Origin of the sequence: Sorangium sp. So ce375 (genome assembly GCF_051473855.1) — a bacterium.
In the GTDB taxonomy this organism is placed as follows: Bacteria; Myxococcota_A; Polyangia; order Polyangiales; family Polyangiaceae; genus Sorangium.
The window spans coordinates 6,338,205-6,354,808 of record NZ_CP150335.1 but is presented as its reverse complement, the minus strand read 5'-3'; the positions used below and the strand labels follow the sequence as shown (position 1 = coordinate 6,354,808).

At 67.1% G+C, this 16,604-nt stretch carries 11 protein-coding genes; 10 read left to right on the top strand and 1 reads right to left on the bottom strand.

What is annotated here, in order from left to right; translation table 11 throughout:
- Positions 1 to 114 precede the first annotated feature (114 nt).
- From WME90_RS23505 to WME90_RS23465, 9 genes are all read left to right on the top strand, one after another.
- Positions 115 to 795: a DUF4360 domain-containing protein gene (locus WME90_RS23505; RefSeq protein WP_437283416.1), complete on the top strand. Its 681-nt coding sequence runs from the start codon at positions 115 to 117 to the stop codon at positions 793 to 795.
- A gap of 67 nt (positions 796 to 862) precedes the next feature.
- On the top strand, positions 863 to 1,531 hold the full coding sequence (locus WME90_RS23500; protein WP_437283415.1) for a DUF4360 domain-containing protein: 669 nt from the start codon (positions 863 to 865) through the stop codon (positions 1,529 to 1,531).
- A gap of 745 nt (positions 1,532 to 2,276) precedes the next feature.
- A complete protein-coding gene (locus WME90_RS23495; RefSeq protein WP_437283414.1) occupies positions 2,277 to 3,752 on the top strand; it encodes a flavin monoamine oxidase family protein in 1,476 nt (491 codons plus the stop codon).
- A gap of 421 nt (positions 3,753 to 4,173) precedes the next feature.
- Positions 4,174 to 4,923, top strand: coding sequence for a CoA transferase subunit A (locus WME90_RS23490; RefSeq protein WP_437283413.1), 750 nt, complete (start codon positions 4,174 to 4,176; stop codon positions 4,921 to 4,923).
- Positions 4,924 to 4,925: 2 nt separating this feature from the next.
- The gene (locus WME90_RS23485) at positions 4,926 to 5,588 is read left to right on the top strand and encodes a CoA transferase subunit B (RefSeq protein ID WP_437283412.1); all 663 of its coding nucleotides are present in this window, start codon (positions 4,926 to 4,928) and stop codon (positions 5,586 to 5,588) included.
- Between the two features lie 452 nt (positions 5,589 to 6,040).
- Positions 6,041 to 7,393 (top strand): flavin monoamine oxidase family protein, encoded by a 1,353-nt coding sequence (locus WME90_RS23480; protein ID WP_437283411.1) that lies wholly within the window; start codon positions 6,041 to 6,043, stop codon positions 7,391 to 7,393.
- A 15-nt stretch (positions 7,394 to 7,408) separates the two neighbouring features.
- A complete protein-coding gene (locus WME90_RS23475) occupies positions 7,409 to 8,278 on the top strand; it encodes a hypothetical protein (RefSeq protein ID WP_437283410.1) in 870 nt (289 codons plus the stop codon).
- A gap of 3 nt (positions 8,279 to 8,281) precedes the next feature.
- Positions 8,282 to 9,367 (top strand): heparan-alpha-glucosaminide N-acetyltransferase domain-containing protein, encoded by a 1,086-nt coding sequence (locus WME90_RS23470; protein ID WP_437283409.1) that lies wholly within the window; start codon positions 8,282 to 8,284, stop codon positions 9,365 to 9,367.
- Positions 9,368 to 9,418: 51 nt separating this feature from the next.
- A complete protein-coding gene (locus WME90_RS23465) occupies positions 9,419 to 10,474 on the top strand; it encodes an NAD-dependent epimerase/dehydratase family protein (RefSeq protein ID WP_437283408.1) in 1,056 nt (351 codons plus the stop codon).
- 85 nt (positions 10,475 to 10,559) lie between these two features.
- Here WME90_RS23465 and WME90_RS23460 read toward each other — a convergent pair whose 3' ends face one another.
- Complete coding sequence (locus WME90_RS23460; RefSeq protein WP_437283407.1) at positions 10,560 to 13,295, bottom strand: cation-translocating P-type ATPase; 2,736 nt, start codon at positions 13,293 to 13,295, stop codon at positions 10,560 to 10,562.
- A 265-nt stretch (positions 13,296 to 13,560) separates the two neighbouring features.
- On the opposite strand from WME90_RS23460, the gene WME90_RS23455 reads away from it, so the two are divergent.
- Entirely contained in the window at positions 13,561 to 16,509 is a 2,949-nt protein-coding gene (locus WME90_RS23455; RefSeq protein WP_437283406.1) for a PAS domain S-box protein, read from the top strand.
- Positions 16,510 to 16,604: the final 95 nt, after the last annotated feature.

Below are 16,604 nucleotides of genomic sequence, written 5' to 3'. Positions count from 1 at the left end.
CAGCGAGCCCCAAGCTCGTCATAACATCACGCACTGTCTCGGAGATGACAGTGCTCTCAGGTGCAGCGCTCCGTGAGCGGTCGCTACCCGACGGTCACGAACAAGGGGTAATTCATGAAGAAGCTCGATTTCATCCTCAGGCTGACGTCCATCGTCGTGCTCCACGGGTGCGTCGCAGAGGAGTCTTCTGCCCGGGAGACGGACGTGCCGGAGCCCGTCGAGGCTGAGCAGCAAGCGTTGCAGCCCCTGCCGGACTTCCGGATTATTGGGTTCAACTGGAATGGCACGGGGTGTCCGCGCGACCCTCCCGGCTCGGTCACCCACAACATGACGCAGGACAAGCAGACCTTTACGCTCTACTTCAGAGACATGATAGTCGAGCACAGACCTCAGGGCCCCACACTCCAACACAAATCCTGCACGGTGGGAGTCAACCTCCACGTCCCGCAGGGGTGGATGGTCGCCATCGCCACCATCAACACCCGCGGCTACCTGGACCTCCCCGCGAGGGTCGAAGCCCGGGAGAGCTCGACCTACTCCTTCGCTGGACGTCCGCTCCAACTGTCGCCGCACAGCTGGATCAGGGGTCCCCGACAGGAGGATTACGTCTTCACCGACAAGATTGCAATCGGCTCGATGATCGAGTCGGCCTGCGGACGAGACGCGATCTTAAACATCAGCGCCCGAATGACCCTCAAAACACACGAGAACCCGGCCGCCAACGCGCTGTTCACCGTGGACATCATCGACGGAACACTCAAGAAGGAATTCCACCTTCAGTGGCGGAGATGCTGACAAGACCTCTCCGGGGCGGCTGCGGTCCCGTGGCTCGAGCATCACCACGCGTCGCACAGGAGTTCGCATGAAAACGAAACCGATGTGGTGCTTGTTTGCCATCCTGATCCTGGCGGCGAGCGGGTTACTGGCCGGCTGCAGCGCCGCTCCTGGATCCACGGCGTCGCAAGCGTTCGCTGACCCGGAGGAGACCAGCGCTGACACCGCGCCGCCGGAGTTCCGTGTGGTCGGGATCAGCGGGGGCGGCTCAGGGTGTCCCTCCACCGGCTCGTTCACCTCCGAGGTCCCCCGGGACGGTCAGACCGGCGCGATCCGGTTCTCCGAGATGAGGCTCCAGCGCGAGGCCGATGGGAGCACGCTTCAGACCGTTGCCTGCACGGTGGGAGTCAATCTCCACGTCCCGCAGGGATGGATGGTCGCCGTCAGCCCCATCGATCTCCGCGGCCACGTGCGGATACCCGCGGGGACCCTCGTCAGGGTGAGATCGAGCTATTCCTTCGCCGGACAGCCGCTCCAGTTGGCGCAGCGCTTCGCGCTTCATGGTCCCCGGGACACGAGCTACGTCTTCCCCGAGAAGCCCGGAGAGGGACCGGCGGTCGAGTCGCCCTGCGGCCAGGACACGATCTTGAACGTCAACACCAGGCTCGTTCTCGACGCCTCCGAGAGCCGGGATCACAGCGCCTCGGTGTCCATGGACGCGGTCAGCTACGGTATGCAATTGCGGGAATGCGGGTGATTCTGTCATGGCTCGCGCCGGACACGGCGCGCTCTCCCGCTCGTCTGCATCAAGGCAATTTGAGTGACGCCATACTGACCAATCGCGGCCTCGACCATGCGGTCCGCCTCAAGCCCCATAACGGCGGCCACCGAGATCTCCGGCCTTGAGATGTGCCTCAAGCGATGTAGCGAGGTAATCCGTGTAGATTTCCTGGTCCTCCCCCTCGTCCCCCCTCCACAACCCGGCTAGTATTGCAGCGTGTCGTATTGCCCTCACAGCCTATCGGGAGTGCGTGAGTCGCAGGGATCAGTGCGAGCTCCACTGTCACAACATTTTCGGTTGATGAGCGTCTGGGGACGCACGAAGGTCCGCAGGGTCAGTGCACGCAGCGGTCGACCGGTCGGTCCGTCGGGCCTACCGCCCCCCGGTTCGATCGCCGCCATCGTGAACCCGATTCCGATCGAGATCCCGTCGCACACGTTGGTCGGGTTCTGCTTACCTCCTTCAAAATATCGGGCACCTGGCGGTTCTGGGCTGCTAACCTCGAGCCTCCAGGAGCCCCGTCTTGTCGGAGGGCCCACCTTCATCACGAGCCGGACTCCAGGACCAGAATCCACGCGTCGAGAGCTTTCATCCTTACACCTTGGCATGCTCGTGTCGATTTGACCGCCTCGGTCCGATTTCGTTCGGCGCTCCAGCATGTGACGCTTGACTCCCCCTGCACGCCGCGGTCTGCCGTCGCGGTATGCAACGTCGCCAATGGTTGAAGCTTCTCCTCGCCACCTCCGGCGCGCGCTTCGTCGCAGCCTGCAGCGCCGCGCAACCTGTCCCGGGGAAGAGCGCGCGCGTCGTCGTCATCGGCGCGGGCATTGCGGGCCTCGCCGCCGCGCGCGAGCTCCAGCGCGCCGGGCACGCGGTCACCGTGCTCGAGGCGCGGGACCGCATCGGTGGACGGGTGTGGACCGATCGATCGCGCCCGGATGAACCCGTGGATCTGGGCGCCTCGTGGATCCACGGTACCGAGGGCAACCCGATCACCCAGCTCGCTGCCGATTCCGACGCGGAGACGATCCCCACGGATTCCTCTTCCTGGTGGACGTGGGATACCGATGGCAGGATGCTCACGACCGAGGAGGAGGCGGCGCTCTGGACCGCGTTCGACGCGCTCCTCGAGCGACTCGACGCGCTCCGAGAGCAGCGCCTCGCCATGGGAAAGGAAGACATCACACTCGCGGCGGCGGTCGACGAGATCCTGCAGGAGCAGGCGATCACCGACGAGGAGCTGCGGCGACTGCGCCTTGCGGTGAACGCCAGCATCGAGCAGGAGTTCGCGGCCGGTGCTCAGGAGCTCTCGCTCTACTACTGGGACTGGGGTCCGAGCTTCGATGGTCCAAACGTCGTGTTCCCGGAGGGCTATGACCGCGTCGCGGCCACGCTCGCCTCCCAGCTCGACGTCCGCACCGGGCACGTGGCCTTGCAGATCCGTCACGACGGGGCGGGGGTGACGGTCCTGACCAATCAGGGGGACTTCGAGGGCGATTACGCCGTCGTCACGCTCCCGCTCGGCGTGCTCAAGGCGGCCGCGGTGCGCTTCGAACCCCCTCTGCCGGCCTCCAAGCAAGGTGCCATCGACCGGCTCGGCATGGGCGTCCTCAACAAGGTGGTGCTCCGGTTCCCGCAGGCGTTCTGGTCCGACGCGGGGGTGCTGTACCTCGGGTACATCGCCCGGAACACCGGCGCGTGGTCCACGAACATGAGCTTCCACGAGGTCGACGGCAGGCCCACCCTGGTCTGCTTCAGCTCCGCGTCGCACGCGCGCGACCTCGAGGACATGTCCGACGAGGAGATCATCGCCGCGGCCATGGACGTGCTCCGGACGATGTTCGGTGAGAACATTCCCGATCCGGAGAGCCGGCTTATTACGCGCTGGTCCAGCGATCCGTACGCGCGGGGCTCCTACTCGTACATGCCGCCGGGCGCGAGCCCGGATGATTACGACGAGCTGGCCAAGCCGGCGGGAAGGCTTCATTTCGCGGGCGAGGCGACCCAGAAGGGTTACGCCTCGACGGTCCACGGGGCCTATCTCTCGGGCGTGCGCGCGGCACAGGAGATCGCGGCGCAGGTGGCCACTCCCCGGCCATCGTCCGTTGGATCCAGCGAGGTGGCCGCGGCCGCGCCGCCCCCGGAGGCGCGCCCGCGTGGCTACCGGCGGCGGCTTCGGCGCTGCGGGCGGCCTTGAGCCGAGCCGGTCGGCGCCCGCCCCGAGGCGAGCGATAACGGCGGCCGCTCCCCGCCGCGCGTTCGCCTTCTCCTGCTTCCGTTCCCCCAGAAAATCCGGCGTGGGACGCGCCTTCGCGAAGACGCCCGGCGAAACCGGCGGACGAGGTGGTGCCTTGGCGCTCGCGCTTTCTGACTTATATCGCGCTACATGCCCTCTGGGCGTTCGGGCATGACGGCGGATCCGAGCGGTAGCCGAGCAAAATGGTGCACATCATGGAGCGCGCGGATCATCGCGCGCCGCCAGGGCGACAGACGCGCAGCGGATCGAGCCAACAGCGCGGTGGGCGGGCGCTCGGATCGCCGGAGAGGGGGGAACACTACCGCGGCAGACCACGAAGCGAGGCGTCCGAATTCCCCGAGCTGGGGCAGGAGGCGATTTCATGGACAAGGTCTACAGGAGCGCAATCGATGCGGTTCGCGACATCCCGAGCGGCGCCACGATCTTGGCGGGCGGCTTCGGCCTCTGCGGCATCCCAGAGAACGCGATCGGCGCGCTTCGCACGCTCGGGACTCGCGAGCTTTCGGTCGTGTCGAACAATTGTGGCGTGGACGACTTCGGCCTCGGTATCCTTCTGAGGAACAAGCAAATCCGAAAGATGATCTCGTCGTATGTCGGCGAGAACAAGGAATTCGAGCGTCAGTATCTCTCCGGGGAGCTGGAGCTGGAGCTGACTCCGCAGGGGACGCTCGCAGAGCGCATCCGCGCCGGCGGCGCAGGGATCCCAGCCTTTTATACGCCGACCGGCGCGCACACCATGATCAACGACGGTGGGCTCCCCGTGCTCTATCATGGCGATGGATCGGTCAAGAAGTACTCCGAAAGGAAGGAGATCCGAACTTTCAACGGTCGCGAGTACGTCCTCGAACACGCGATCCGAGGCGACTATGCGATCGTCAAGGCCTGGCGTGGCGATCGTCGCGGGAACCTCGTCTATCGTCGCACTGCGATGAACTTCAACCCCATGATGGCCGCCGCAGCGAAGATCACCATCGCAGAAGTGGAGGAGCTCGTGGAGGTCGGCTCGATCGATCCGGACCACGTGCACACGCCCGGTATCTACGTTCACCGCATCTTCCGGGGTGAGCGTTACGAAAAGCGCATTGAACGGCGGACCCCGCGGAAGGCATGACAATGGCGCTCACACGGGAAGAGATCGCGAAGCGCGCCGCGCAGGAGCTGCGAGACGGCTCTTACGTGAATCTCGGCGTCGGCATGCCGACGCTCGTCGCGAACTACATTCCGGCCGGCGTGGACGTCGTGTTGCAGAGCGAGAACGGCCTGCTCGGCACCGGAGCTTACCCCGTCGCCGGAGAGGAAGACCCCGACCTCATCAACGCCGGGAAGGAGACGGTAACCATGCTCCCTGGCTCCGCCATCTTCTCGAGCGCCGATTCGTTCGCGCAGATCCGCGGCGGGCATATCGATCTTGCCATCCTGGGCGGGATGCAGATCTCCGAGAAGGGCGATCTCGCGAACTGGATGATTCCCGGGAAGAGGGTGAAGGGGATAGGCGGCGCCATGGATCTGGCAGCGAGCGCCAAGCGCGTCGTCGTGATCATGGAGCATGTTGCCAAGGATGGGTCGCCGAAGATTCTGCGCCAGTGCACGTTGCCGCTCACGGGGAGGGGCATGGTTCACCGCGTCATCACGGATCTTGCGGTCATCGACATCGTACCCGGAGGCATCCTCCTTCGCGAGCTCGCCCCCGGCGTATCCGCCCGCGAAGTACAGGCGCGGACGGAGCCGGCGCTGAAGCTCTCCGCGGACATTTGCGAGATCACGATCGATTCGTAAGTTCCGCGTCCATCGCGGTGGCCGCGGCGGGGCGGTCAGCGAACTCTGCTCCTGTAAAGACGCTCCGTCACCTCCGCAAAACTCTCCTTCCAGGACCACGCTGCCCGGGGATCGCCCCTACCGTCTCATCTGCAGCGAGAGCGGCCGATCCTGATGGGCGATGCGGGATCGGACGACTACGCGGACGCGTCTCTACGATCAACAAACTTCGTCGTGGACATGCTACCGGCGGGCTCCGATGGCAAAAAGGAGAGCAGAAGCGACGACAGCTCGACGAACGCCATGACAGCAGCGAAGTGATTGTATTCCGAGGAGATCGATCTCGCCCGTTCTCCTCCTCGATGGGCACGTGGCTGGCGAAGAGCTTCGCCAGAGGGCCCTGACCTGGAACGCAGGCACCGCAGTCGTTCGACCCCATGGTGCGGTTTGGATCAGACGAAGAGGTGAACGGCATGAAGCGAATTTCTATCGTCGGCGGCGGACCAGGTGGTCTCATGACTGCATACCTGCTGCAGAAATTGGCCAATTCACCGATATCCATCACGCTGTTTGAGTCCACGGGTCGGCTGGGGGGGAAGGTTTGCACGCTCCGATTTCAGGCGCGGCCGGCGCGCTACGAGGCAGGTGCGGCCGAGCTCTACGATTACTCGTTGATCGGCGACGATCCGCTCAAGGAGTTGGTTGAAGAGCTGGGGCTCCCCATCAACTTCATCGGCGGCTCGTCCGTGGTCCTGGACCAGAAGATAATATCCAACATCGATGACGTGCGGGCGCACCTCGGCGTAGAGGCGTGCGAGGCCCTGCTCTCGTTCGATCGAGCGGCCAAGGACTCGGTGAGCCCATTCGAATATTACATGTGCGGTCAGGAGGAGCCGCTCGCCGCACCGCGCCCGGCTTCGCGCTTTGATGCGCTTCTTGGAACGATTCGCCAGTCCGCGGCACGTCGATACGTCGAGACGCTGATTCACAGCGACCTCGCGACCGAGCCGGAGCGAACGAGCGTCGAGTACGGCGCGCACAATTACGTCATGAATGACCCTCGCTACATGCGGCTCTATTGCGTCGAGGGGGGAAACGAGCGGTTGACTCAGGAGCTGGCCCGACGGGTCAGCGCCACCGTGCGCCTGAACCACGTGGTGACGGAGATCGGTCGGGGTGATGATGGAAAGCTGAGGGTGGCCCACAGACATCAGGGGGTCGTGCGCGAGGACTCGTTCGATCTCGTGGTCCTGGCGCTCCCGAATAATTACTTGCCTCATATCGATTTCCGTGGAGGGCGCCTCGCGGCTGCGATGAGGGCCCACCACGCGCAATACGATCATCCAGCGCATTACCTGAGAATATCGGCGCTCTTCGAGCGGCCGTCTTGGCGAGCCAAGCTAGAAGAATCATTTTTCATGCTGGATCGGTTCGGCGGGTGCTGCGTGTATGACGAGTCGGCGCGGGATCCGGAGACGCCATTCGGCGTGCTCGGCTGGCTCGTGGGTGGACAACCCGCGCTGGAGATGAGCGATCTCGATGACGCGGCGCTCATCGAGGCCGCGCTGAAGTCACTCCCAGGCGCGCTGGCTGAAGGCGGTCTGCGCTTTGTGGAGGGCCGGGTTCATCGCTGGCCGGCCGCCGTGAACGCGATTCCTGGCGGGCTCGTGCCGCGCGCCCAGAGCCGGCGACATCAGCCGGAGCCGGCGGAGCATCCGGACCTCTTTGTCGTCGGCGACTACCTGTACGATTCGACGCTGAACGGCGTCCTGGACTCGGCCGAGTATGTGGCGGGATGGTTGGCCTCTCAGATGATCAACGTTTGAACGAGCGAGCATGTCATGCAGATCCGAGAGACACCGGACGGAATGCAAGCGTCTGCCGAGAACGCCGGCCCGTCGCCGGGGATGCTGGAGGGCGCGGAGATTCAGCATGTGGAGTTCGTCACGGGGGCTGATGCCGCACAGACGACGCTGATGGAATTCAAGGAGCCTCGCCCCTGCCGTGCGATATTGGTGACGGGCCCCGCGGCGCCGCCGCCCGCCGGTCTGACGATGCTGCTCGTGCCGACGAACGATCAGGAAGACCCCGAGATCGTGGCGAACGTCTGGAGCTGGGTTGAGCCCGGCGTTCCGCAGGCGCGCCGGCGCGGGTCGCTGATCATGCTCCAGGGGGCGCGGATCATCTGGTCCCCTGGCCGCGCGGGGCTCATCGCTTCGGCCGAGCGACTGGAGGCGCTGCGCCGCGCGGTCATCGACTTCTCTTTCTTCGACGGCGAAGCCCGCAAGCTCGAAGCGGAGCTCGCCGAGGCCTGGCCGCACCTGGAGGCGGATACGCCGCTGGCGTTTCGCTTCGACGCGCAAGCCCTGCCGAGGCGAGACGAGCTCGCTCGGCGATTCCAGCGCGTGATAGGCCTGCAGGCGCGCCTGATCCAAGTCAGCCCTGCCATCCACTCTCCGCCGGTGTATCCTCCCACGCTGGCCAGTCAGTTGAAGGAGCGCCTGATAGAGCGGGCGCGGCTGTCTGAGCGAATCGAGTTCGTCGACGAGCGGCTCGAGCTCCTCGAGAGTGTGTACGAGATGTGTGGCCACCGCTCCAGCGAGTTTGTGATCGCCCGGAACGAGGCCCGCATGGAGTGGATCGTCATCATCCTGCTCGCGGCGGAGACCTTCGCGTTGCTCGTCGAATTGATGGCCATGAACAGGATCTAGACCGTGCGCTATTTATCGATCGACATCCTCCGCACCGTCGCCGTCGTCGTGATGGTTCAAGTCCATTTCGTGGAGAACCTGTCTGGGCTCTCCCACCCGACCCCGAACGGCTTCGGGGCGCCCATTTTTGCTTTTCTGCTGGGCGTCAGCTATTTCATGTGGCTCAACGCTCCACGCGTGCGCGGTGCGAATGACGCGGAGATCAGCAAGCTCACCATCCGTCGCGGTCTGTTCCTGTTCGGCACGGGTATCCTGTTCAACATATTCGTCTGGCTCCCCGAGGACACGTTCGACTGGGATGTTTTGACGTTCCTCGGCGTGGCTCTGATGTTCCTGAACATCGCCCGGAAGCTGCCCCGCTCGAGCCTCCTGGTGATGTGTTCTGTGGTCTTCGTCATCAGCCCTATGCTACGAGTCATATCGGACTACCCCGCGTACTGGGTGAACAACTACTTCGATTTCGATCTGACGTTGTCCGACGTCCTGCTGGGTTTCCTGGTCAACGGTTATTTCCCCGTCTTCCCGTGGATTGTATATCCGATTGTTGGATTCATGATCGCCTCGCGCGTGGCTTCCGATCTTGCGCCGGCCGCCGGCACGCTCAATCGACTGACGGGCATCGGTGTTTGCCTGATCGGGGTGTGCGTCGCGACGAGGTTGCTTCGTTCTCACTGTCCATCGATCGTGCAAGACATCTGGCTCCAGGGATGGACGATGTTTCCGTCATCGGTGGAGTATATGCTGGGAACGTTGGGCCTCGCCATCACGGCCTTTACGCTCTTGCATCGCTGGGTCGACCTCTCTCCCAGATTCTCCAAGGATGGCAGGTTCGCGCGGGTCTTTTTGACCTTCGGCCCACGCGCGCTCTCGGTCTATGTGTTGCACCATCTGGCGCACATCTGGCCGCTCTGGATCTATGGTCTGGTCACCGGCCCTGAGCCGACCGTGCACTGGCAGAAGGCGCTGCCGGTGACGGTGGCCTGGCCGCTGGCTTTTGTGTTTCTCACGGGCTGCTACTTCCTCCTGCGATGGATGGAGCGAACTGGCAAGCCCGGGCTGGAGACGCTGATGCGCTGGACTTGCGACTAGAGCGCAGGCTGGCCGAAATCACGCGTTTGAGCGGTGAAGGGAGTAGCAACGATGAGAATCCTGATCATGGGGGGCTCTCGGTTCAACGGCTATCACCTGGTGCGGGAGCTCGTCCACGGCGGGCACGAGGTCACCGTCCTCAACCGCGGCGCCACGCCGGTGAGCTTCCCCGTGCACGTACGGCGGCTCTATGCGGACCGCACGGACCACGCCCGACTCAGAGAGGTCCTGGGCAAAGAGGAGTATGATTGCATCCATGATGTGAGCGCGTATACGCTGGACGACGTCCAGAGCATGGTCGAGATATTCGAGGGCCGCACTGGACATTATATCTTCGCCAGCTCGACCGCCGTGTATGCGGCGTCCAGGATCCTGCCCATCACCGAGGAGTCCCCTGTGGAGCTCGGGCCTCGGCAGCAGGACTATGGGCGTAACAAGATCACCTGCGAACGCTATCTCATGGGCGTGTGGCGGCAGCGCCGCTTCCCCGTTTCCATCGCGCGCTTCTCGATGGTGCTGGGCCCCCGCAACCGGCACCCGGACCGGGAACAAAAGATGTGGGTGCGGCTCTTGCGCGGGCGGGAAATTCTCATTCCCGGTGACGGCACGACCCTCGGCATGGTCGGCCATGTGGAGGACCAGGCCCGCGCCATGCGGCTGATGATGCAGAACCCGAAGACCTTCGGGCAGATCTACAACGTCACCGGCAAGGACTATTTTACCGACGATGCGTATGTCGACACCCTGGCCGAGATCGCGGGCGTAGAGGCGCGGAAGGTCTTCGTCCCTGGCCCCATCATGGACGAATATGCTGCTGACGCCGTGATCGACGCTGGCCGTCTCGGCCTTCGGCCGGGCGAAGACTGCAGCCTCTCCAACGGCCGTCCGTTCATCCAGCGCCTGGCGCCCCACATCCATGGCTGGAAAGCGCCGGTGATCTTCAGCACCAAGAAGCTCCAGGACGACTTGAGCTTCGAACAGCTCTACACGTTCAAGTCGGGCGAGGTGCAGACGTACGAGTGGTTCGAGCGGGAAGGCTTGGCGGACAAGCTTGAGTTCGATTTCAGCGCCGAGGACGCGCTGCTGGCGGTGCTCAAGGGACAATAGGTGCGAGGTGGCGGCGCTCCGCCGCCGGTGAGAGCCACGGAGTGCTCCGCTTCACCCCGGGGTTGCCTCATGGTTGGGGAACGCTCTACGATCGCGCCCGCCTCGGCGGGCGCCGCGAGCGACCTTGTTCCAGCTCTTTGGGCGCTCCTGCCCGCTCGACCTCTCCGCGCGCGCCGCGCGCCAGCGCGGCGCGCCGCAGCGCATCGGCGAACACCATCGCCGCGGCGCCGCCGGGGAGCCACAGGAGCCACGCCGATCCCACCGGAACCATCGCGAAGAGCCCGTTCAGCCCCGGCACATAGATGAGAGCGATCGTCAGCGCGACCTCGATCGAGAGCCCCGCGGCCACCCAGGGGTTCGACCAGAAGGCGAGCCGCTTCCGGAGAGGCCCGTCGCGCTGCGCGAACAGACACCCGATCTGCCCCGCGACGATCCCCACGAAGGTCATCGTCGCCGCCTCGCGCTCCAGCGCGTGGAACGGCTCGAGCGGGCCGAACGGCCTCCAGCCGTGCGCCCAGTAGTACCCGAAGTACGCCGCGACGCCGAGCAGCGCCTCCACGGCCCCGTAAAGGAAAAAGGTCCGCAGCCCGAGCTCCCGGGTGAGGATCGGTTTTCGGGGCGGCTCCGGAGGGACGAGCAAGGTCGCGGGCGACGGCGGCTCCACGCCGAGCGCCAGCGCGGGGAGCACGTCGGTCCCCAGGTCGATCGCGAGCACCTGCACGATCGCGAGCGGGAGAGGGATCGGAAAGAAGATGTAGAGAAGAAACGGGACGAGCTCCGCGACGTTGCTCGTGAACACATAGCTCACGAAGCGGCGGATATTCTGCTTGATGGCCCGGCCTTCCTCGATGGCCGCCACGATCGTGGCGAAGTTGTCGTCGGACAGGATGATGTCCGACGCCTGCTTCGCCACCTCCGTGCCGCGCAGGCCCATGGCCACGCCGACGTCGGCGGCGCGGAGCGCGGGGGCATCGTTCACGCCGTCGCCTGTCGCCACGACCACCTCGCCGGACCGCCGCAGCACCTGCACGACCCGCAGCTTCTGCTCCGGCGTCGTACGCGCGAGGCTCGCGCCGGCCTGGAGCAGCTCGAGCAGCGCCCGGTCGTCCATCGCGTCGATCTCGGGCCCCTCGACCATGCGGTCCGCCTCCAGCCCGATGGCGGCGGCCACGGAGCGCGCGGTCGCGGGGTGATCGCCCGTCAGGATCACGACCCGCACGCCCGCGCGCCTGCAGGCGGCGATCGCCGCGGGGACCTCCGGCCGCGTCGGGTCGTGCAGGCAGGCGAGGCCCAGGCACGTGAGCGGGCCGCCGGCCTCCCTCACGGCGAGCAGGAGGACGCGCTCGCCGCGCTCGGCCGCGCTCACCACCGCCTCGTCGAGGCCTGCGGGCGCCGGCGCGCCGGTCAGCGCGACCACCGCCTCGGGCGCCCCCTTCACGAACTCCCGCGTGGCGCCGCCTTCCGCGCACGTCACCGCCATGTAGCGCCGGCGCGCGTCGAACGCGGTATCGGCGATCCGCGGCCACCGGGCGCGCGCCTCGGCCAGGTCCACCCCGCCGGCCGCGGCCCAGCGCGCGAGGGCCACGTCGACCGGATCGCCCTCGCAATCGCCGCCCGCCGGCGCCGGGCGCGCGTTGTTGCACAGCGCGGCCGCGAGGCGCGCCGCCTGCTCCGCGTCCGGGGGCGCGCCGCGCGCGGGGATGAAGCAGCGCACCGAGAGCGCGTTCTGCGTGAGGGTTCCCGTCTTGTCCGTGCAGATGGTCGTCACCGAGCCGACCACCTCGACCGCGGAGAGGCGCCGCACCGGGGCCCCGCGCGCCGCCATGCGCTGCGCGCCGATCGCGAGCGACACGCTGAGCGTCGGGAGCAGCCCCTCGGGGACGAGCGCCACGATCACGCCGATCGCGAACGTGAGCGCGCCGAGCGCGCCGACGCGGTGGAACGCCTGCACGAGCACCAGCGTGGCCGCGCCGGCGATCACCGCGATGGCCGCGGTGACGTGCGAGAGCTGCGCGACCTGGCGCTCGAGCAGCGAGCCCTCGTGCCCGCCCTGCTCGAGGAGCATGGCGATCTTGCCCGCGGCGCTCTCCGCGCCTGTCGCGAACACGAGCGCCTCGCCCGCGCCGGTCACCACGGACGCGCCGCTCGGGAGCAGGCTCGGGAGCGCGAGCTCCTCCGCGCCTCGGCCCGGCGAGGCGATCGGCGCGGCGTCGCGATCGACCGGCGCCGTCTCGCCCGTGAGCATCGAGAGGTCGAGCGAGAGGCTGTCTGCGCCGAGCAGGATGCAGTCGGCCGGGACGATCTCACCTGCCGCGAGCCGGACCACGTCGCCCGGGACGAGCTCGCGCGCGGGCACACGCCGCTCGATGCCCGCCCGGACGACGCGGGCGCGCACGGCGACGCGGCGCATCAGGCTGCTCACGACCTGCTCGGCGCGGTGCTCCTGGATGAACGCGAACGCGCCGTTGAGCACGACGACAGCGACGATGGCGAACCCGAGCTCCGGGGCGCCCGCGGCGAAGGCCAGCCCGGCGCCGAGCCAGAGGAGCAGCGCGAGCGTGTGGGTGAGCTGCGCGAGCAGCGTCCGGAGCGCACGTGAACGCCTGGGCGGCGCGGGCTCGTTCTCGCCGTGAACGAGACGCCTCCTCGCAGAATCGACGTCCGTCAATCCCGTCGGACTGGATCGTAATGCCTGAATTCGCCCCTCGACGGAGAGCGCGGCGAGCTCCGAGGGACGGATGCGCGGCTGGGCGCTGGCGCCGCGCGACGGTTCTGCCTGTCCGGCCGCGGCGAGAGGAACAGGAGGAGACGAGCGGCTCACTTCACGCCTCGGCACGCGGCAACGGAGTAGCAAGTAGCAAGCCTCGGGTGTGCCGCTCGATGGTAGGATCGCCACCTGCGCGCGCCGAGCATGCGCTGATGAGAGCGGCCGGGGCGAGCTGCTCAGAGCGCCGTGCCGAGCTCCTGTCGGTGGCGAGCATGAAGAGATCGGCATTCGGGAGGTGCTTCCCGTCGGCCTGTCCATGTTGGCGCTTCAGGCAGCGTGGCTCTCGTGCAACAATCGACCGATCAGGGTGGGGGCTACGGTGTCGCTAGAAGAGATCGAGGCGCCGAGCGGCCGCGACGAGGCGGTCGCCTGCACGGCCTCCCCCTGCCAGGGCGGGTGCTGCGAGCCCCGCCCTGCGCCGGGCGAGCTCGTGGAGCGCGCTGTGCTCCGCGTGGCGCGCGCGGCCGATCTCAACGAGCTTTCCGGGCTCCTGCTCGACCAGGCGATGGAGCTCGGCGCGCGCGCTGCCTACCTGCTCCTGAGCTCCGAGGACGCCGGCGAGCTGGGGATCCATTCCCACCGACACGTGCCCGCCGACATCCGGCTCTGCCTCGCGCGGGTGGCGCCGGGCGCGCCGCTGCTCGATGCTCGGGCGGCGAGCTCGGGTCGGATTCAGGTGATGAGCGATGTGCGCTCGCTCGATCCGGGGCTATCGATGACGCGTGAGCTCTGCGCGCGGACCGACGCGCAGAGCGCGGTCTCGATGCCCCTCTGCGTCCGCGATCGCTGTCTTGGCGTCCTCTCCTTTTGCCTGCCCTGCCCTCATCCCCGCGCCGGCGTCGATCTCGGCGCGCTCGCCCCGCTCTTCGCGATCGGTCTGGACAGCGCCCTCGCGCGCCGGGGAAAGGCGCGCGCCGAGGCCCAGATCGAGGCGGTCCAGCGGTCCATTGCCGACATCGGCGACAGCTTCGATGAGCGCGCGGCGCTCCAGCGCATCGTGGACCGGACGCGCAGCATCGCCGGCGCGGAGTACGCCGCCCTCGGCGTCCACGCCGGCGACGACGTGCCCTTCGATCTCTGGATCTGCAGCAGCGCCACGGCCGAGTGGGAGAGATCATCGGCGCAAGCTCCCCGCCCGCGCGGGCGACTCCAGGCGGTCCACCGAGACAGGACGCCGCTGCGCCTCGCGGAGCTCCGCGAAGGCGAGCGCTTCGATGGCTTCTCTCCCGAGCACCCGCCGCTCAAGAGCTTCCTCGGGATACCCCTTCTGCAGGGCCGGCAGCTCGTCGGCGTCCTGTACCTCGCCAACAAGATCGGCGCCGCCGCGTTCACCGAGGAGGATGAAGGTGCGGCGGCGCTGCTCGGCCAGCACGCCGCGCTCGCCCTGTCACGCGCGCGGACCTCGGGCCGAATGGCCCAGGAGCTCCGACGCACGAGTCACCTGGAGAGGGCGCTCCGGGAGAGAGAGCAGCGCTTTCGGGCGATCTTCGACGGGGCCCTCCAGTTCGTCGGCTTGCTCTCGCCGGAGGGCATCGTCCTCGAGAACAACCGCACCGCTCTCGAGTTCTGCAGGGCCACGGAGGCAGAGACGATCGGCCGTCCATTGTGGGAGCTGACGGGGTGGAGCCCCGAGGACAGGGAGCGCGTCCGCGCCGCCGTCGCCGAGGCCGCGGCGGGTCGGCTCGCGCGGGACGAGTTCGACGTGAACGGAGCGAGCGGGCGGCGCTGCATCGATTTCTCCATCAAGCCCATCACCGACGACCGTGGCAGGGTCGTGATGCTCATCCCCGAGGGGCGCGACATCACCGAGCGCAAGCAGATGGAGCTGGCGCTCCGGGAGAGCGAGGAGGGCTTCCGGCTCACCTTCGAGAACGCTCCCATCGGCATGGCCATCGTCGGGCTCGACGGGCAGTTCCTGCGCGTCAACCACGTCTACTGCGAGATCGTGGGCTACGCGGCCGATGAGCTCTCCAAGCTCCGCTTCCAGGACATCACCCACCCCGACGACGTGGACACCGACGTGGGCCTTGTCGAGCGGCTGCGCCACGGAGAGATCCCGCGCTATCAGCTGGCCAAACGATACATCCACAAGAGCGGCACGACCATCCACGTACTCCTGCACACGTCCGTGGTGCGTGACGAGAAGAGCGAGCCCATTCACTACATCGCTCAGGTGGAGGACGTGACGGCGCGCAAGCAGGCTGAGGAGGAGCGGGAGCGCCTGCTCGCGCAGCTGGACGCCGAGCGGAGGACGCTCCAAACGGTCTTCGACAGCGCGCCCGTCCCGCTCCTGCTCATCGATCGAAGCGGCGCAGAGCGGCTGATCGCCAACCCGCACGGGCGAGATCTCACCGGGGGCGCGGAGGAGCGGGGGCAGTGCGTCGGTCGCGTGCGGCGCCCGGACGGCACCGCCCTCGCGCTGGACGAGCTGCCGTCGAGCCGGGCGATGCGCGGCGAGACGATCCCCGGCGAAGAGCTCCTCGTCGCCAGGACGGACGGCTCGTGCAGGACGTTCCTTATCGCCGCCGCGCCGCTCCGCGACAGCGCGGGGGCGATCACCGGGGCCATCGTCGCCGGCGAGGACATCAGCGCGTTGAAGGAGCTCGCGCGGATGCGCGAGGAGTGGACCAGCCTCATCGCTCATGATCTGCGTCAGCCGATCACCACGATCGTACTCAAGGCATCCCTGCTGGCGAAGCAACCGCAGTGCAGCGACAAGGCGCAGCACATCCTGGCCAGCGCGATGCAGCTCAACCGGATGATCGACGATCTGCTCGACGTTTCCCGCCTCGAGTCGCACCGGCTGGATCTCAAGCACGTCGAGGTCGATCTCCCGGCGCTCATCCGGGGGACGGTGGAACGTACGGCTGACACGACGCGGGGACATCGGGTCGACGTCGAGGTGGTGGACGGGATCCCGCCGCTTCTGGCCGATCCCGGGCGCCTGGAGCAGGTGCTCACCAACCTGCTGTCCAACGCGGCCAAGTACGGCGCGCCCGAGACGCCGATCAAGGTCGCGGTGGAACGGCGGAGCGGCGAGGTGTTCGTGGCGGTCGAGAACGAGGGGAAGGGGATCGCGCCGGACGAGCTGCCGAGGCTCTTCACCCGCTATTACCGGACGCGCGAGGCGAAGGCAGGAGGCGCCGCCGGGCTGGGCCTCGGGCTCTACATCGTGCGAGGGCTCGTCGAGGCCCACGGGGGGCGGATCTGGGCGGAGAGCGCGCCCGGGAAGACGACCTTCCAGTTCACGCTGCCCTGTCCTAACTAGGCACAGGCCGCTCGACGCGAAGGTGGCTTCGATACTCCGCGGCGTTCCGCCGGCTCCCGTGCCTTCGGGGGACGACCGGTGAGGCCGGGCAGGAG